Origin of the sequence: Sphaerospermopsis torques-reginae ITEP-024, assembly GCF_019598945.1 — a bacterium.
In the GTDB taxonomy this organism is placed as follows: domain Bacteria; phylum Cyanobacteriota; class Cyanobacteriia; order Cyanobacteriales; family Nostocaceae; genus Sphaerospermopsis.
In genome coordinates this window covers 12396-30854 of record NZ_CP080598.1, presented here as the reverse complement: position 1 = coordinate 30854, position 18459 = coordinate 12396, and the positions used below count along the sequence as shown (strand labels likewise).

General features: G+C 36.3%; 14 protein-coding genes and 1 pseudogene. 10 read left to right on the top strand and 5 right to left on the bottom strand.

Annotation, left to right across the window (positions count from 1 at the left end; all coding sequences use genetic code 11):
• Positions 1-113: 113 nt before the first annotated feature.
• Positions 114-938 (bottom strand): Rpn family recombination-promoting nuclease/putative transposase, encoded by an 825-nt coding sequence (locus tag K2F26_RS00120; RefSeq protein ID WP_220609880.1) that lies wholly within the window; start codon positions 936-938, stop codon positions 114-116.
• Between the two features lie 202 nt (positions 939-1140).
• Here K2F26_RS00120 and K2F26_RS00115 point away from each other — a divergent pair, with 202 nt between their 5' ends.
• From K2F26_RS00115 to K2F26_RS00105, 3 genes are all read left to right on the top strand, one after another.
• Positions 1141-1302: a hypothetical protein gene (locus tag K2F26_RS00115; RefSeq protein ID WP_194058138.1), complete on the top strand. Its 162-nt coding sequence runs from the start codon at positions 1141-1143 to the stop codon at positions 1300-1302.
• A 118-nt stretch (positions 1303-1420) separates the two neighbouring features.
• Positions 1421-2851: a bifunctional orotidine-5'-phosphate decarboxylase/orotate phosphoribosyltransferase gene (locus tag K2F26_RS00110; RefSeq protein ID WP_220609879.1), complete on the top strand. Its 1431-nt coding sequence runs from the start codon at positions 1421-1423 to the stop codon at positions 2849-2851.
• 454 nt (positions 2852-3305) lie between these two features.
• Positions 3306-3563 carry a hypothetical protein gene (locus K2F26_RS00105; protein ID WP_220609878.1) on the top strand — a complete coding sequence of 86 codons (258 nt, stop codon included), beginning with the start codon at positions 3306-3308 and terminating at the stop codon, positions 3561-3563.
• Positions 3564-3714: 151 nt separating this feature from the next.
• Here the strand turns inward: K2F26_RS00105 and ggt are convergent, their stop codons facing one another.
• Complete coding sequence (gene ggt, locus K2F26_RS00100; RefSeq protein WP_220609877.1) at positions 3715-5433, bottom strand: gamma-glutamyltransferase; 1719 nt, start codon at positions 5431-5433, stop codon at positions 3715-3717.
• A gap of 168 nt (positions 5434-5601) precedes the next feature.
• Here ggt and K2F26_RS00095 point away from each other — a divergent pair, with 168 nt between their 5' ends.
• From K2F26_RS00095 to modB, 5 genes and pseudogenes are all read left to right on the top strand, one after another.
• Entirely contained in the window at positions 5602-5913 is a 312-nt protein-coding gene (locus tag K2F26_RS00095; protein ID WP_194058088.1) for a type II toxin-antitoxin system TacA family antitoxin, read from the top strand.
• On the top strand, positions 5914-6444 hold the full coding sequence (locus K2F26_RS00090; RefSeq protein WP_220609876.1) for a GNAT family N-acetyltransferase: 531 nt from the start codon (positions 5914-5916) through the stop codon (positions 6442-6444).
• 206 nt (positions 6445-6650) lie between these two features.
• Positions 6651-7802, top strand: coding sequence for an AAA family ATPase (locus K2F26_RS00085; protein WP_220609875.1), 1152 nt, complete (start codon positions 6651-6653; stop codon positions 7800-7802).
• A pseudogene (locus tag K2F26_RS00080) lies at positions 7799-8401 on the top strand (DUF4276 family protein). The gene K2F26_RS00085 and the pseudogene K2F26_RS00080 overlap by 4 nt, the downstream one beginning before the upstream one ends.
• Before the next feature lie 186 nt (positions 8402-8587).
• On the top strand, positions 8588-10396 hold the full coding sequence (modB, locus tag K2F26_RS00075; RefSeq protein WP_220609874.1) for a molybdate ABC transporter permease subunit: 1809 nt from the start codon (positions 8588-8590) through the stop codon (positions 10394-10396).
• A 220-nt stretch (positions 10397-10616) separates the two neighbouring features.
• On the opposite strand, the gene mltA is transcribed toward modB, so the two are convergent.
• A complete protein-coding gene (mltA, locus tag K2F26_RS00070; RefSeq protein ID WP_220609873.1) occupies positions 10617-11873 on the bottom strand; it encodes a murein transglycosylase A in 1257 nt (418 codons plus the stop codon).
• 146 nt (positions 11874-12019) lie between these two features.
• Positions 12020-13345, bottom strand: a complete 1326-nt coding sequence (locus K2F26_RS00065; RefSeq protein ID WP_194058098.1) for a proton extrusion protein PcxA — start codon at positions 13343-13345, stop codon at positions 12020-12022.
• A 76-nt stretch (positions 13346-13421) separates the two neighbouring features.
• Between K2F26_RS00065 and K2F26_RS00060 the strand changes: the two genes are divergently transcribed.
• Complete coding sequence (locus K2F26_RS00060) at positions 13422-15590, top strand: recombinase family protein (protein WP_220609872.1); 2169 nt, start codon at positions 13422-13424, stop codon at positions 15588-15590.
• 308 nt (positions 15591-15898) lie between these two features.
• Positions 15899-16564 (top strand): peptide-methionine (S)-S-oxide reductase MsrA, encoded by a 666-nt coding sequence (gene msrA, locus K2F26_RS00055; RefSeq protein WP_194058101.1) that lies wholly within the window; start codon positions 15899-15901, stop codon positions 16562-16564.
• 554 nt (positions 16565-17118) lie between these two features.
• Here msrA and K2F26_RS00050 read toward each other — a convergent pair.
• Complete coding sequence (locus tag K2F26_RS00050; protein ID WP_220609871.1) at positions 17119-18351, bottom strand: serine/threonine protein kinase; 1233 nt, start codon at positions 18349-18351, stop codon at positions 17119-17121.
• Positions 18352-18459: the final 108 nt, after the last annotated feature.

The following is an 18459-nucleotide window of genomic DNA, read 5'->3' as shown; positions in this document are numbered from 1 at the left end:
AAGTGCTGTACAATATGTAGCATAGAGAAAATTATTTTTTCAAAATTGGGATGCTCCCGGTAATGGTTAGATGATTTAGGTGTAAAAGATAATCCTTTACACCCTGTAAAAATTTAAGATTTTTGAATTTCTTGTTGTAAAGTTTGCACTTCCTCAACAGATAATTCTGTGACTTCAGCAATTTGTTCTAAACTCATTATTCCCATTCTTAACAAGTTTAAAGCTAACTTTCTGGTTGTTTCCGCTTTACCTTCGGCTTTACCTTCGGCTTTACCTTCGGCTTTACCTTCGGCTCTACCTTTAGCTTCACCTTCTTCTAGGATTTCTTGATAAATGACTGATTCGCGCATAATCTCACTCCTGAATATTTTCTTAATTACATCTTTGTTTAACACTAGACCGGCTAAAACGCTACTAGCAGCAGCTATATTTCTTTGTAACCTTTGTTCTGTGATTCTTTCTACTGCTTGTGCTACTTTGGTTAATACTATTGTAGGATCATTTGTCTGACTCAGCACCGCGAAGGGTAATAAACCGGGAACTGTCAAAAATTGCTCTGTTGGTTGTTCCCATAAGCGGATAACCTCAAATTGATGGTAAGTGTTTTCTAATTTGAAGTTGTTTTCATAGACTAATTCTGACCCTGTTTTTCGCAAATAGATGACTATTTGACGCATTTTTTTATGAGGAAACCGACGATATCCCCTAACTCGATAATCTAATGTCCGAAAAGGCATATCTTTATCTGTGTCGGTTTGAAATTCGATATGTAGAACTAATTCATCTGATTGTAATAAGATTAATGAATCAGCGCGAATTGGTTCGTTTGATAATTCTGTAGGGCTAAGTTCTGTTAATTTAATTGGTGAACCTAGCAACCATGTTGCTAAGTCGTCTTTGAAGTTTTCGGCTAAGAATTTGCAGATGTTGTCATACATGAGAATTTAAAACCAATTTGATTAGCGATATTTTTCCTATTTACTTTCCCAACCTCATTCTATGTCATTTTGAATAGGTAATGTTGGGTTTCTTTGTGTCAATATAACCTACTCAATTTTTTAGGAATTATCAGTTATATTTAACTATTTTTGTGTATACTTATAATAAGTAGTATAATCCCTGAATACAGACAGCAAAAATATGTCTATTAAATTTTCCATAGGTCTTATCAGTATTAAAACAGACAAAGGACTGGTAGAAATAGAAAGTCGATCAGATGTTCAATTTACAGGTAAACTTTCAGAGTTTGATGATTTTTTACAAATGTTGTTAGACGTTGTTAGAGATGTTGAAGTTCTTTAGTAAGTAGGTTGAGTTGAGGGAACGAAACCCAACATTGATTATTTTCCGCTTATGTAGGTGTGTCAAACTTGATGAATAATCAGATAAAATAAAGAAATAAATCCCTAAAAACCTTAACATGAACTTTTTCGACAAGTTAAATACAGCAATCTCCCAAAATCAAAGTTTACTATTTGTGGGACTTGATCCAAATCCTGAGATGATTCCAGCCCGTTATCAATCATCTGATTTGATGACTGGTTTGGAAAGTTGGTTGCAATTTATGATTGCAGAAACGGCTGATTTTGTTTGTGCTTATAAACCTACTTTGGGATTTTATCAAGCTTTGGGCGTACCAGGTTTAGAGTTATTAATCAGAACGTTAAACTCTATCCCTGCCCATATTCCAATTATTTTAGATGCTAAACACAGTGATTTAAATACTAGCAGTATTTTCGCCCATTCAATATTTACAGAATGGCAGGTAGACGCGGTTACTCTTAGTCCCTATACTGGTCAGGATCATGTTGCACCTTTTGTAGTTTATCCTGATAAAGCTGTGTTTATTTTGTGTTGTACTTCTAATCCTGGTGCTGCTACTGTACAACAATATCCTCATAATTCACCGCTTTATTTACAGGTTGTTCAAGAATCAAAAACTTGGGGAACTCCTGAACAATTATGTTTAGAAGTGGGAACTACAAATGCAGAAGTTTTAAAATCTATTCGTTCTCTTGCTCCGGAAAGAATTATTATGGCACGGAGTATTTGGGCTGGGGAAGGTAATATTAAACAAATTTTGGCAGCAGGTTTAAATTGCAGTGGTGATGGTTTATTAATTCCTGTTCCTCAAGATATATTAGGAAGTGGAAATCTATCTGAGGAAATTCAATCTTTACGCAGAGAAATTAATGAATTTAGAGGTGAATTTGTCCATGATGCTTCTAGTTGTGAAGTTTGGTTTTCTGATGTTGATGTGCAAGATAAACATCCTCATCAAGATTTGATTTTACAACTTTTTGATATTGGTTGTATTATGTTTGGGGAATTTGTTCAAGCTTCAGGGGCGACTTTTCCTTATTATATTGATTTACGGAAAATCATTTCTAATCCTCAAGTTTTTAATCAGGTTCTTAGTGCTTATGAGAAAATTTTAACAGGTCTGACTTTTGATAGGTTGGCTGGTATTCCCTATGGTTCTTTACCTACTGCAACTGGTTTATCTTTACGTTTACATTGTCCAATGATTTTTCCTCGTAAAGAAGTTAAAGCACATGGTACACGGCGAGTAATTGAAGGTAATTTTCATCCTGGTGAAACAATTGCGGTGGTTGATGATATTTTAATTAGTGGTAAAAGTGTGATGGAAGGAGCAGAAAAAATCAAATCTGTGGGATTAAAGGTTAATGATATTGTGGTTTTTATTGACCATGAAAAGGGTGTCAAAGATAGATTAAAAGCAAATGGTTATTGTGGTCATTCGGTTTTAACTATTTCGGAAATTGTGACTACTCTACACGAAGTAGGCAGAATAAATGATGAACAATTGTTAGCTTTTAGGGAAAGTTAGTTTTTTGGTAAATTACAACACCCAGATCCCCGACTTCTGACATGAATTTATAGTATATTGACAATTTTTAAAAAGAAGTCGGGGATCTTATTCTCTATTCCCTAGCTATATCCTTATATATGTGAACAGAAAAACTTATGGGTGATTTTTGGAGATTTTTGGAAAAATCGTAGTGTTTGTTACATACAGTCACAAAAACGATAGTTAACATTAAAAAAATATTGTACTAGAAGAAAACATTTGGAGAACAACCTTTTTTGTTCTGTGTTTTTCTTCTACTCTCGCGGAAAACCGCACATAGGAGTCAATTTTATTCAGAAATTTACCTGAGTTTAATAATATCAAATTCCTCTAGTCTAATCTTTTAGACTCATAATTTCTCTCACAAAAATGAGGCAGGTATTAACATAATCCTGTCTTAATCCAACATAAGCTAAACGCAAAGGAGTTTACCATGCAACGACAAATGTGCTGGTTATCTAAGTCTAGTGATGATGGTGAAAAAATCTTACATTTGCAGACTTCTCCTGGTCAACCTTGGCGGCCTTATACGGCGTTTCCTCAATTTTCTGTTCCTGATTATCAAATACCCGGTGGTTCTAAGGGTTGGGCAACTTATCAAAAACTGCTGAAAGCTGGCTGGAGTTTAGTTCCTAGCGCACGGGCAAATGAGTTTAGTAATGATTTGGCAAAGTCAATAGTAAATAATTAACATAATTAGTAATTACTAATTCATAATTAATAATTAAAAGATGAGTGGAAATTCCATCAAAAATGCGGCGTTTTTATAGCCAAATTTAGTTATGCCAAAAACTAAAATATAAAAACGCAATTATGAATTATCAATTATGAATTATGAATTGTTAATAACCTTTAGCTGCACCTTCTCCACGGGGATCTGCGGCTGCTTCTAAGGTATCATTTTCTGTAACTGCGATCGCATTTGCATTACCCCAAGGTGCAGTTTCTTTGATTTTGTGTCCCCGACGACGTAAGTCTTGCAAGGTTAACGCATCTAAACCCCAAGACTGGACAAGTAACACATCGGGTAGCCACTGGTGATGTATGCGTGGGACGGAAACGGCTGCACCCACATCCATTTTGTATTCCAAAACGTTCAGTATTATTTGCAATACTTGAGTAATGATTGTACTGCCTCCGGGCGCACCTACAGCCATTTTGAAGCGGTTGTTTTCGGTGACGATGGTGGGTGTCATACTGGAAAGGGGTGTTTTCCGGGGGGCGATGCTGTTAGCTTCGTTACCAACTAAACCAAAGGCGTTAGGTACTCCTGGTGCTGCTGCAAAATCATCCATTTCATTATTTAACACTATTCCTGTTCCTGGTGTGACTATTCCTGCACCAAAACCTAAGTTAATGGTGAAGGTTAAACTGACGGCGTTTCTATCTGCGTCAACTACGTTTAAATGGCTGGTTTCTGTTTTTTCAGGAATTTTTGTTGTTTTCAGTCCTGGTTTTATTTCTGTTGATGGTGTCGTTTTATTCATGTTAATTTGTTGGCGACGTTTTTGGGCGTAATTTTTGCTAATAAGTTCAGAAACAGGGACTTTCACAAAATCAGGATCACCTAAATATTTGGCGCGATCGCTATAGGCAATTTTCATACTTTCTACCATTAAATGGATCGCGTCTGGGTGATTCCATCCTAATGATTTTAAGTCTGTGTCACCAATAATATTTAACATTTGGATTAAATGAACACCTCCTGATGATGGAGGTGGCATAGAACAAACTTTAACTTTTCGGAAGTTACCACAAACAGGAGTTCGCCAAATTGGTTTATATGATTTTAAATCTTCCAGAGTAATTAAACCGGCATTTTTAGCCATATCATCAGCTAGAAGTTTGGCAATTTTTCCGGTGTAAAAACTTTGAGGATTTTCAGAAATAGCTGTTAAAGTTTTAGCTAAATCAGTTTGAATTAATCTTTCTCCTGGTTGATAATATTCACCATTGCGAGTAAAGATTTTACTAGCTGCGGGGTTGTCGATAATTCTCGGTTTACGGTCTTGAAAACGAGACAAAGAAAGCCAAGAAACTCTATTACTGATAATAAAACCATTTTTAGCCAGTGCAATTGATGGTTTAACAACTTCTTGCCAAGGTAACTTTCCATAACGACGATGTACTTCATACATACCCGCTACAGTTCCCGGTGTTGCTACTGCTAAATAACCGTTGGTACTTGCACCGGGAATAACTTTCCCATTAGCATCTAAATACATATTTTTTGTTGCTTTAATAGGAGCGCGTTCCCGAAAATCTAAAGCTTTAATTTCCCCTGTTTTTTGAGAATGAAATAATAAGAAACCACCCCCACCAATACCTGCGGAAAAAGGTTCAACTACGGAAATTGCAAATGTGGTTGCTACTGCTGCATCTACGGCATTTCCGCCTTGTTTTAATATGGAAATTCCCGCTTCACTGGCTAAGGGGTTGGCGGATGTCACCATTCCGTTTTTGCTTTTTAAAGGTACGCTGATGGTGGCTGATACTGCTTGGGTGGTGAGGATAGCAGTGAAGGAGATGATGAGGTTTTGGGTTTTGGTGATGGTGGGCATTTTTATGGTTGGGGATATTAATTAGACCACAGGTTAAAATCATTAATTTTAGTAGAGCGATAAAATATTTGACATTTTTCGAGCTAAATGGTTAAACTATTAGTATAGTGTTAGGACATTTGCCGTACATATAATTTATCACACTATGTTATTTGTGTAGAAGCTATCATGACTCATACATCAGCTAAAAGCAGCCGAGAAAAATCCTTGCGATCTAAATCAGAAAGATTAGAAGCCCGTATCAGTCCAGAAAATAAGGAATTGTTCCAACGTGCGGCGGATATTCAGGGGAGGACACTCACAGATTTTGTAGTTAGCAGTCTTGTCAGTGCGGCAAACCAAGTTATTCAAGAAAATGAAATCATGATATTAAGCAGAAAAGACCAAGAGGTTTTTGTAGAAGCACTGCTTAATCCACCTGAACCCAGCGAAAAGTTACGGGCTGCTGCTCAACGTTATAAAAAGAATATGGGTGTATAAGTGGAAAATTTAATAGATAGTTCTGATGCTTTCAAGCATTATTTAATAGAGCCGCTAGGAAAAAAACATAACCGGGCGGCCTTCTGTTGTGGTGTTGATAAACTAGATAATTATTTTCAAAAACACGCTGGGCAAGATGCACGTAAACGAATGGCTGCCCCATTTGTTTTAGTAGAAAAAAGTTCTGGAAATATAGCAGGTTTTTATACACTATCATCAACAAGTATTAAATTAGAAGAATTGCCTATAGAGATAACTAAAAAACTGCCAAAATATCCTCTACTTCCTGCTACTTTGTTAGGTAGATTAGCTGTAGATCAAAACCATCGCCAAAAAGGGTTGGGCGAAATGTTGTTAATTGATGCTCTATATCGTAGTCTGCAAAGTGAAATTGCCACACTTGCTGTTGTGGTTGAAGCTAAAGATGATCAAGCACGTTCTTTTTATGAGCATTATCAATTTTCTCACTTTCCTGATTATTATCACAGGCTCTTTTTGATGATGGATACAATAGAGAAAATGCTTGCATAGAGGTTTTTTGGTTTTGGTGATGGTGGGCATTTTTATGATGGGTTAAGTAGTTACAAAAAAATAAATTTGCAAAGATTTATTAAAAATTTAGCATGATTTTGAACAGAGATATTTTAAATATGATGTAATTATTACATTGAAAAACTACAAAAATCAGTCAAATGCTAAAATAGTATTGATTTATGGCTATTGGCAAGAGTTAGATTATGAACTCATTTGAACGTATAACTATTGAAGGATACCGTCGCTTATTTAATGTACAAATAGATATGCGAGATCGTCCTCTGACAGTCATGATTGGTGCTAATGGTGCAGGTAAAACTTCTTTGTTAGAAATTTTTTCACTTTTAGCAGCATCAGCAAATGCTCAATTAGCAAATAAAATTTCTGAATTAGGTGGACTGCCTGATATTATTACCCGCGATAGAGCCAATAGTATAGCAATTTCTTTGTCCATGAGTGTACCAGGGTATGCACCACTTAATTACCAACTGGAAGTTGCTCTAAAAGGTTTCACTTATGAAATTGTGCGGGAAACACTAACTGAAAATAATCCCTTGGTTTTAGAACCATTCAAGCACATTGATTCATTTGGATTGGATGTGAAGTATTTCAATTTTGAGGATGAAAAATTATTACGTCCAAATTGGGATCATAATCCTTTGGAAACTTCTCTGGCTCAAGTTCCCAAAATGTATAAAGCACCGGAAACGCTGCGTAAAGAATTAGCATCATGCACATTTTATGGTGCATTGAATGTTGCTCCTAAAAGTCCTGTGCGTTTACCACAGTCAATGCGTCCTGCAACTTTGCCGGGTGCTAATGGTGAAGATTTAGTTTCCTGTCTGTACTATTTACGAGAAACTGACCCAGAGCGATTTGAAATTATTGAAGATACCCTTGCTGTCGCATTTCCAGATTTTGAAAGATTGAGTTTTCCTCCAGTAGCAGCAGGAACTATTACAATGACTTGGAAAGATAAAAATTTTTCTAAGCCTCTTTATATGCACCAACTTTCTGAAGGAACTTTGCGGTTTATTTGGTTAGTAACATTGTTACAAAGTCCAGATTTAACTGCTGTCACTCTTATTGATGAACCAGAAGTTAGTTTACACCCAGAATTATTGGAACTACTGGCTCATTTAATGCGAGAAGCAGCCCAAAGAACTCAGTTAATTGTCGCCACTCATTCAGATAGATTAATAAGATTTTTAGAGCCTAAAGAAGTTCTAGTTTGTGATGTAGAAGATGGTTTAACTACTATGAATTGGGGTGATAGTTTTAATTTAAAACATTGGTTAGAAGATTATAGTTTAGATCAAGTTTGGGCAATGAATTTAATGGGTGGTCGTCCATGAAGATAGCTATTTTAGTTGAAGGTGAAACAGAGAAAGCTTTTAAGCAAATTCTATCGGATTTTCTCAAATTGCGTTTACCACAAATGCCCAAACTTAGGTTTATTCCTCAGAAAGGTCGTATTCCTAAAGGAGAAAAACTTAAAAGAGTCGTTGAAAATTTACTAAATCAAGATGATTATGATGCTGTTATTGCTTTAACTGATGTTTATACAGGAACTAATGATTTTTAAGATGGGGCAGATGCTAAAGCAAAAATGCGAGAATGGGTAGGGAATAATCCTAATTTCTATCCCCATGTAGCACAGCATGATTTTGAAGCTTGGTTATTACCTTATTGGTCAACAATTCAGAAATTAGCAAAATCTAACAAGTCAGCACCAGGAGGTTTACCAGAAAAGGTAAATCATGGAAATCCACCATCTTATAGAATTAAAGAAGTATTTGAAACAGGTAAATGTCAACTTAGTTATAATAAAATTCGTGATGGTGCGAGAATTTTGAAAGATCAAGATTTGATGGTTTCTATTAATCAATGTCCTGAATTAAAGGCATTTATTAATACTATTATTGAATTAAGTAAGGGTGATTTAATTCCATGAATTATGAAATTATAGGATGAGCAAATAGCTTTTGTTGAGATTTTTACCTCATCCTGTAAATCCTTTAATCCTGGAAATCCTGATATGGCTTACGCCACGCTATGCTATCAGACAAATGTAAAAAATATTTAACTATTTCCCCTATTTCCTGGTATACTACCAACTAAGTTGGAATTTGTAAAAATTATGCCACAGGACTTATCACCCCTCTGGATATCGCTGAAAACCTCATTTTTAGCGACTTTTATCACCTTCTTTTTGGGTATTGCTGCTGCTTACTGGATGCTGGGATATCGGGGTAAAGGAAAATCTATTATTGAGGGGATATTTGTTGCACCGCTAATTTTACCGCCTACAGTTGTGGGTTTTTTGCTGTTGCTATTTTTTGGTAAAAATGGTCCAGTTGGTAAATTACTAGAACCTTTTAATGTGACTATTGTATTTACTTGGTATGGTGCGGCGATCGCTGCAATGGTGGTTTCTTTTCCTTTAATGTATAAAACTGCTTTGGGAGCTTTTGCACAAATTGATGCTAATTTATTAAGAGTAGCGAGAACTTTAGGCGCTAAGGAATTTACTATATTTTGGCGGGTGAGTTTACCTTTAGCATTTCCTGGTATTTTAGCAGGTGCAACTTTAGCTTTTGCTCGTGCTTTGGGTGAGTTTGGTGCAACTTTGATGTTAGCTGGTAACATTCCTGGACAAACGCAGAATATACCAATGGCGATATATTTTGCTGTGGAAGCTGGGGATATGAATGAAGCTTGGTTTTGGGCAATTATTATTGTATCAATTTCTTTAACAGGAATTATTTTAACTAACTTCTGGCAAGAAAGCAAGCATAAATTTAGACGCAAAAATCAACCAGAACTTCAACCAATAAAACCAGAAAATCAATCTTTTTCTTCACCTACCAATTCTTCTACATCTGGCTTATTTATAGATATTGAAAAAAAACTATCAAGCTTTCATCTGAAAATTGCCTTTACTACTGATCATCAACCTTTAGGATTATTGGGAAGTTCTGGCGCGGGTAAAAGTATGATTCTCCGTTGTTTGGCAGGTATAGAAACACCAACCAAAGGCAGAATAGTATTAAATAATAGAGTTTTATTTGACTCAGAAAAAGGAATTAATGTTCCTGTACGTGAGCGAAAAATAGGGTTTTTATTTCAAAATTATGCCTTATTTCCTCATCTCACGGTAGCACAAAATATCGCTTTTGGTTTACCTAAAGAATTATCAAATGGGAATATTAAATTAGAGGTAGAAAAGCAATTAATAGCCATGCACTTAGAGGGTTTAGGTAATCGTTATCCTCACCAACTTTCAGGAGGACAACAACAACGGGTAGCTTTAGCGAGAGCGTTAGCAAGTCAACCAGAAGCTTTACTTTTAGATGAGCCATTTTCTGCCCTGGATACACATTTACGCAGTCAGTTAGAACAACAAATGACAGAGACTTTAGCTGATTATTCTGGTGTGACTTTATTTGTTACTCATAATATGGAAGAAGCCTATAGATTGTGTCCTAATTTGTTAGTTTTAGAAGACGGAAAAGAAGCACATCATGGTTCTAAATATGAAATTTTCCAACATCCTGCTACTATGAATGTTGCAAAAATTACAGGATGTAAAAATTTTTCTCGCGCTGTTGTTTTGTCATCCCAAAAAGTAGAAGCTGTTGATTGGGGTTGTACTTTAGAAGTTGTAGAATCTATTCCTGAAAATTTATCTCATGTTGGGATTCGCGCCCATCAAATTGTGTTTAAAAATGATGCAAATCTGGAAAATACTTTTCCTTGTTGGTTGGCGAGAACTAGCGAAACACCTCACCGCATGACTTTATTTTTAAAGTTACATTCTCCTGCCAATAATTCTCATGATTATCACTTGCAAGCGGAAGTTTATAAAGAAAAATGGGTGACAATTAAAGACCTACCTTTTCCTTGGTATGTACATTTAGATCCTGTAAGGTTAATGTTGATGGAATAATCCGATTTTGGATTTTAGATTTTGGATTTTGGATTGGTATTATGGATATTACAGGAGATTGCAGATCAATGAGGTACAGAATCTAAATTGAAACCTAGACACAAAGCCAGTTTTACTCCTGACTCCTGTACGGGCGAAGCATTCGGGCGACCAATTATCAATTTTATGAAAAGGCTATTTTCCGAATGCTTCGCCCCTACGACTCCTGACTCCTGCTGTATCATTTCAACAACAAATAAAATAATTGTCCATCGCTGACTGTTACCCCAGCGCGATCGCCAGCTATATCTCCCGTTCCTAAATAATAATCTACCCTACCTGCACCTTTAATTGCACCACCTGTATCTTGATCTAATACAAAACGGCTAACTGTCCGATTTTCCAATTCACCGTTATTATTAACAAAAGGAAAAGGTGCGCGAATTAAAGCTAAAGCACCAGGAGGCATTAAAGATTTATCGGTAGCTATAGAACGTTCTGGAGTCAGCGGTACACCAACAGAACCATGTGCGGATCTCCCATAGGTTTCTCTAAAAAAGACAAAGCTATTATTGCGGGGAAGATAAACATTTAAATCTTGGGGATTTTTTTGGAAATACTCAAAAATTGTGGGCATGGTTACGCCATTTTCAGGTAATTTTCCAGCCTCTACTAATGTCCGCCCCAAACTTTTATAATTATGGGCTGTATTTCCAGCATATCCTATACTGGTGACTGTTCCATCTGTTAATTTTAACCGCGCAGAACCTTGAATTTGAATAATATAAGGTTCAAATCTGTCTTTAAACCAAAATAATTCTAAACCTTTTAATTTACTTTGAGAACCTTGTAAACCATCTGCACCTTCTAATTCTAATCGAGTGGGATGAGGTCTAGTCCAAGATTTTAAATCAGGTGGTAAGCGGTAAACAGGATATTTAAATTCTTTGGTTGGTTTGCGACTAGCTAAATATAATGGTTCATAATAGGCAGTAAATAATACAGTACCTTGACTATCTCTGCCTATAGATTGATAATAAACAAACTCTTTTTCAATAGCTGTTTGTAATTCTTGAGGCGAATTAGTTGATAATACTAATTGTCTGAATCTTTGCAAACTACGATAAACCCGATCTCTGGTAATTCCAGAAATTTTATATCTTTGATAAGCAGCCGCAGCCCGCCGAGTTCTTAAATATTTTAAACTCTGATCAATAGATTTTATTAATGCTTTTTTATCCCCTATTTCTTCTTGTTCACTACCATAAATCCTTGCATCTAAACAAGAAGCATCTTTTTCACAACAACCAACCGGTAATCTTTGTACAAGTACAGGTACATTTTTGCTATTTTCAGTTTTTAAAGCTGTTGGTAAATCCCACTTAGTTACTTGACATTCGGGAGGAATTGTGTCTTGATTTTTAATCGCTGGCATTTCCAGGAAAAAAATCGTGAAGAAAAAAGGTAAGCTAAAAGTTGTGTTAAATATCTTTTTCATTTTTAAGGGAACAGGGAACAGGGAACAGGGAACAGGGAACAGGGAACAGGGAACAGGGAACAGGTGACAGTTAAGAGGTAATAGGGAATAATTATGGCATTACTAATCACCAATTATGAATTATGAATTATGAATTATGAATTTATTTACTCATTCATATTATGGTAAGTAGCAACAGCAGAAGGAGAAATGCGATTCAAATAACGGAAAATCCAATATTTGAAAATTGTATCTAAAATCACGGGAAATGTAGCAATAAATAAGAAAATAAAATCCCTATTTGCTGGTAAACCCCAGTGTCGTGATAAACCTTCCAGAATTACTTCCCAACCGTGGGGAGAGTGGAAGCCGACAAAGACATCAGTAAACAAGATAATAATAAATGCTTTGGCGCTATCACTCAAGCCATATACTACATGATCAAAGAAATCTTTGAGAACTGAAATAGAAGATTGGCTGATCAGCAACAACCAGATAAAAGCAACTATAGAAAAAACATCTGCAAACACATTTTTAATCGCATTAGCACTTTCACGCCGAAATTCCTTTGCTACCTCCTGTGCTTTTTCTTGCATTTTAATTTCTAGCACTTCCGATGATAGCGGTGGTGCATTACTAATCAAATTTTCAAACTTGATTCTTTCTTCAAATCTTTGCAGTTCTATTAGTGCTTCTTCTTCCATTTCTTCATTGAGAAAAATCTGTTCTGTTTCTGAACCTCTAAAACGATCAACTACAGGACCTACTACTACAGCTTTGGCTATTTGATGGGTGAGAAGTGGCACTATAATTAATAGTAAAATAAATCTCACAGAGATAATTGTGATTTTTTGCGTCTGCCGAAAATTCTGCACTACTTCTTGTTCAGAACTAGGGTCTAATTCCGCTTGCAGACGAGTAATAGTTGTTAAAATCGAACGCGGTAAAACTCCTGTAGAATCAGCTTTTCTTTTGGGTTTATTATTGTTGTTTTTAATTACAGTTTTTGGTGTAATTGGTTGATTACTTAATTTATTTTCTGCTACAATTGTAGATGAATTTACTAAATTTACAGAATTGTTTTCTAGAACATCATTTACAGCGTCATTTGTATATTTACCAATGACTTGATCAATGAATTCTAGCTTTTTTAAAACTAAAGCCGCATTGGAATATTCTATACCTGCTTTGGCTGCTGCTTTTTGCTTAGATTCATTGGAAAACCAACGACTGGCTTTAAACTCTGTCAGCCGCATCCGTACATTTTTTAATAATTTTTGTAAATCTGCTTGAAAATAATCCATGACACTACTACTGTACATAGCATCATCACGGCTAATTTTATTACCATTAAAATGGTTATCTTCTATTTCTTTAATTTTTAAAGCTGATTTATAAGCTTCCTCTAAAGAGCGTTCTGGTGTCAGTAAATACCATCTGTAAGCAGCCAGGAAAAAAGAGTATATTTTTTCACTAAACACAGGGTTTTTCATCCTCAATGCTCATTTAAAACTGTTTGGTGATTCCTAAATTTAAGTTAACGCAGAAGTTATCATCAGGAGTAGATTAGTGGTTTCAAATTCTTTTTGGATTGTTGGTACTAGCCGCAGCGGAAAAACTACTCGTTTAGCCCAACAGTTTTGTGATTGGGTGCAACAAAATGACAATCAAGATATAGAGTCATTTTATCCGAAAAATCAAAATCGGAAACAAGCTAAAAGTGCAATTAAAACCGCAAATCTTTTGCAAACAGAACCTGGTGCTTTAGTTTTAGCATCTAATGATGATAATCGCAGATTATTAACTGATAAAATTGTCACTTTAACTTCAGGAAAATACCCAATTCGGGCGAAAACAACCTTGGGTTTTATTCAAGATGAAGTGATTTTATTTTGGCCGTTATTGGTGGAATCTTTACAAATAAAAGCACAATTTCCGGTAAGATTGCGCCCAGAAACAGAGCAAGAATTAGCAACAAAGCTTTGGAATTATCAGTTAGATGCAGAAACTTTGAGACGTGCAGGAGTGAATGAATATCGCTTAGTGAGGCGGATATTAGACTTATGGCAATTAGCAGCTTATAGTGGTACAGATTGTGAAGATATTGCGGGGATTTTGCAGACAGGTTTACCAGAAAATACTAATAATCTAGAACCAGAATTTTTCACATCTTTGCTGTTAGATTGGCGGAATTGGTGTTTAGAAAGGGGATTATTAACTTATGGTTTAATTACCGAACTTTATCACCAACATTTATTAACTAATAGCGATTATCAGCAACATTTAAAAAAACGTTATCAGATGATCATAGCTGATGATGTAGATGATTATCCAGCCATAGCTTATCACTTATTTGAGTTTTTATTAAATGCGGGTGCGGTGGGAGCATTTAGTTATAATCTTGATGGGGGAGTGCGTTGGGGTTTGGGTGCTGATCCTGAATATTTAAACAGGTTAGCAAAGCGTTGTCAGGTAGAAAAGTTGGTGAGTTTTCCTGAAGCTAATTTAGCTGAAACCTTGGTTCAACCGATGATAGAATTAGTCACTGAACCGATGACAATTTTAAGTTTACCAAAGTCTGTAAAATGTATTCAAACTGCTTCTCGCGCTCAACTTTTGCGACAAATAACAGATGTGATAATTAATGGAATTAAAACGGGAAAAATAGAACCGGAAGAAATAGCAATTATCGCTCCTGGGTTAGATGCGATCGCTCGTTATAGTCTCATAGAAATATTAACAAAGCAAAATATTCAGGTAGAAGCTCTCAATGAACAACGTCCTTTAATTAGTTCACCCGCTGTCAGAGCATTACTCACCTTAATTACTTTAGTTTATCCCAATTTAGGAAGATTAGTAGAGCGGGATGAAGTGGCAGAAATGTTAGTTGTTTTAAGTCACAGTCACACCAATGATGGAGAAGATGGAGAAAAAAAAGAATTTCCACAACCAAAAATTGATCCAGTGCGTGCTGGTTTAATAGCAGATCATTGTTTTGTACCCCATCCAGAAAATCCCCATTTATTAAATATTAAAACCTTTGAACGTTGGGATAGAATCGGCTATACTGCAACCACAGCTTATAATGAAATATTGGGATGGATTGAAAAACAGAAAACAGAAGTTCAAGAAAATGTAATTTACACACCAGTTAATCTTTTATATCAAGCAATGCAAAAATTTTTGTGTAAAGATCATCATCCTCCATTTCCCACATTAGCAGCATTACGAGAATTATTAGAAACTGCTCAACATTATTGGGAAATAGACACCAGATTAAAACAAACAATTACCAATTCAACAATACAAAATAATACCATTGCCGAATTTATTCAACTGTTGCGATGTGGTACAATTACTGCTAATCCCTACCCCATTCGTCCCATCGGAAAAGCCAAAAAAGCCATTACATTAGCTACCATTTTCCAATATCGTGCTAGTCATAGAGATCACAAATGGCATTTTTGGTTAGATGCGGGTTCACCTCTTTGGGCTAAAGGTGGTGCAGCAACTTTATTTGGTGCTACTTTATTTCTACAAGATAGGTTAGGAAAACCTTGGACAGCAGCAGATGAACAAGCAGCAGAAACGCAAAGATTACGTCGCATTATTGCAGATTTACTAGCGCGTGTTTCCCAAAGAGTTTATTTATGTCACAGTGATTTAGCTGTTAATGGACAAGAACAAATGGGTCCATTATTACCTTTAGTTCATGCTTGTGATGTAATAGAAAATTAACGCAGATGGACGCAGATAAACGCAGATGAAATTAGATGAAATTAGATGAATGAATTGATTTGATGATTTTATTTATAGCTGTAGACAAAGTAGTTAGGACATCAATCATACCTGAATATTGTAGGTTGGGTTGACGTTAGGAAACCCAACATTGATAGGCTTTTTTTGGGTTGCGCTATCGCTTAACCCAACCTACGAAAACTCTTAACCGAACAGTATTGCCTCACTACCAGCCTAAATTTCCACCAATCACCAAAATCTTTACAATATAAAGGTAAAGCCATCATACATACAATACATCAAAAACAATGGGATTATTCGGATTTGGAAAAAAAGTGGCAATGCCCACACCTGAACAAGCACTGCCAGGACGCACAGCAAAAATGCCCGTACCTGCAACACACTTTGTCAACAACAACCCCCTCAAACCTCCGTTTCCTGAAGGTATGGAAACTGCGATGTTTGGTTTAGGGTGTTTTTGGGGTGCAGAACGCAAGTTTTGGCAACAAAACGGAGTTTACAGCACTGGGGTAGGTTATGCTGCTGGTTACACACCCAACCCCACCTATAGGGAAGTTTGCACTGGTATGACCGGTCACAATGAAGTGGTGTTTGTGGTATTTGATCCTAAAGTTATTACTTATTCCCAACTGTTAAAAGTCTTTTGGGAAAGTCATGATCCCACCCAAGGGATGCGTCAAGGTAATGATGTGGGTACTCAATACCGTTCTGGAATTTATGTTTATTCCCCAGAACAAAAACAACTAGCGGAAGCTTCACGGGATGCTTATGAACAAGCGTTAGTAAAAGCAGGGTATGGCAAAATTACCACAGAAATTTTAGATGCACCTGAGTTTTATTATGCTGAAGATTACCATCAACAGTATTTAGCTAAAAATCCCGGTGGTTATTGCGGTTTAGGTGGTACTAATGTTGCTTGTCCTGTGGGTGTGTTTGAAACTTCAGTGAGTTAGAAGCTTAGGTGACAGGTGACAGTAAGAAGGCAAGAGCTTGTCCTAAGTTGACCATTTTATAGACAAAAATATACTTATGTTGACAAAAATTGACATAAGTTAGCTCAGAAAAATGCCAACTTGATATATAATCCTCAGATATCAAGTATTGAATCAGACTATTACCGACGCGAAAACCAAGCATTGATAGTGATAGTCTGTTTCCAAATCTTAACCTGAGAAAGTCGCGTTGGGCTACAGCGTGCAAGTCTACTGAGGGATAACCGCTCCCATGCTCCCGTTGAAGTAGAAAGTAAAGTCTAGCTTTGTCTAGGTTTTATATAGCAGAAAGAAGAATGAAAGAATCAAGAACTAATTTTTCTTCTCCTGCTTCTCCTGCTTCCCCTGCTCCCTGCTCCCTCTCGTTCCCATACTCTGTATGGGAATGAATTTTTAAAGGCTCTGCCTTTAATGATACCAGAGTCAGAGACTCTGCGATCGCATTCCCAGTCTGAGACTGGGAACGAGATGAACGAGATGAACGAGATCAAAGTTTATTTTTTCAAATTGTTGATTTAATTTGCTAGATCAAATATTTGATTGAACAGACTAATAAATGCCAATACCCAAATTGTAATACTCACAGGTGCGCCAATCATAATTCCGGCGATCGCCCAACCTCTCTGATGTTGTTTAAAATGTTCAATACTCCGCCAGCGTCTACTTTTCCAAGCCCACTCATTACCTTTTGCTCCCAAAGCAATAGTCATCATCCAACCAATGTGAGGGATAAAACACAGCAACCCATACCAAACATAATTAGGCCACATCCACAACCAAGGCATCAAAAATGCCCCCCAATTCCAACCTAAAATTTCTTCGGGAACTACTGCATATTTATTATATAAACCACAGCCAGAATTGTTAATTACCTCTTTTATATCTAAGTGTCGAACTTCAATTTTGTCAGGGCGAATTGTCTCTGTTTGAGGGTGAACTGTATCACCAGATTTTAGGGCATTTAAGGCTTTACGTGCATTAGCAAAACGGTTTTCTGGTGCTGGTTCTATTAGTTGGCTTATCCAATTTTCAAAAGATGAACTTAAATTAACACGGTCTACAAATTGAATTTTTAAATCTTTTTGGGGTAAATCTGCGGGAGGATGACCAGTTAACAAATGAATTAAAGTCGCGCCTAAAGCATACAAATCTGATGCAGGAACAGCCCGACCACCAAATTGTTCCATAGGTGCATAACCATAAGTACCAACAACGGTAAAAGTCACACCTTCTTTAGCAGCTTTATCTTGAACCGCCCCAAAATCTACTAAATAAATTTGATTATCTGCACCCCAAATCAAATTACTGGGTTTAATATCTCGATGTAAAACCCCTGGATTTAATTCATGTAAATAGGTGAGAATCCTTAAAATTTTAACAGCAATTTTTCTAACTTTATTTTCTGTAAATCTTTCCCCAGCAACGAGTTTTTCTTTCAGAGATACACCAGGAATATATTGTTGAACTAAGCCAAACCAGAGGTTACGGTCATCAATGCAAAAATAATCAATATATTTGGGGATACAAGGATGATTTAGCTGTTTCAGAATCTGTCCTTCCCTTTCAAAAAGTTTCAGGTCATCCCACTGCACAGCACCACCAAAAGCCAAGAGTTTGACCACAACTAACGAGTTTTCTAGTTCTGTGGCTTGTAAATCTTTAGCTAACCAAGTTTGACGAATACCATTATTACCTAGTTGGCGTTGAATTTGGTAACGGTCATGTAATATTTCTTCTGCTTGCAGCATCTAGCACCTGCTGGCAATTTACAATCAGTTTATTCCCCGACTCTTCTAGGATAATCAATTAAATCAGGAAGTGTAAAGGGGACTGGAGACTGGGGACTGGAAAGAAGC

What these genes read in the sequence shown, in the direction of transcription:
- K2F26_RS00050 (WP_220609871.1), bottom strand. Translation starts at nt 18,351, where the DNA reads ATGCTGCAAGCAGAAGAAATATTACATGACCGTTACCAAATTCAACGC.
- K2F26_RS00085 (WP_220609875.1), top strand. Translation starts at nt 6,651, where the DNA reads ATGAACTCATTTGAACGTATAACTATTGAAGGATACCGTCGCTTATTT.
- msrA (WP_194058101.1), top strand. Translation starts at nt 15,899, where the DNA reads ATGGGATTATTCGGATTTGGAAAAAAAGTGGCAATGCCCACACCTGAA.
- K2F26_RS00120 (WP_220609880.1), bottom strand. Translation starts at nt 938, where the DNA reads ATGTATGACAACATCTGCAAATTCTTAGCCGAAAACTTCAAAGACGAC.
- K2F26_RS00115 (WP_194058138.1), top strand. Translation starts at nt 1,141, where the DNA reads ATGTCTATTAAATTTTCCATAGGTCTTATCAGTATTAAAACAGACAAA.
- mltA (WP_220609873.1), bottom strand. Translation starts at nt 11,873, where the DNA reads ATGAAAAAGATATTTAACACAACTTTTAGCTTACCTTTTTTCTTCACG.
- K2F26_RS00110 (WP_220609879.1), top strand. Translation starts at nt 1,421, where the DNA reads ATGAACTTTTTCGACAAGTTAAATACAGCAATCTCCCAAAATCAAAGT.
- K2F26_RS00065 (WP_194058098.1), bottom strand. Translation starts at nt 13,345, where the DNA reads ATGAAAAACCCTGTGTTTAGTGAAAAAATATACTCTTTTTTCCTGGCT.
- K2F26_RS00095 (WP_194058088.1), top strand. Translation starts at nt 5,602, where the DNA reads ATGACTCATACATCAGCTAAAAGCAGCCGAGAAAAATCCTTGCGATCT.
- modB (WP_220609874.1), top strand. Translation starts at nt 8,588, where the DNA reads ATGCCACAGGACTTATCACCCCTCTGGATATCGCTGAAAACCTCATTT.
- K2F26_RS00105 (WP_220609878.1), top strand. Translation starts at nt 3,306, where the DNA reads ATGCAACGACAAATGTGCTGGTTATCTAAGTCTAGTGATGATGGTGAA.
- ggt (WP_220609877.1), bottom strand. Translation starts at nt 5,433, where the DNA reads ATGCCCACCATCACCAAAACCCAAAACCTCATCATCTCCTTCACTGCT.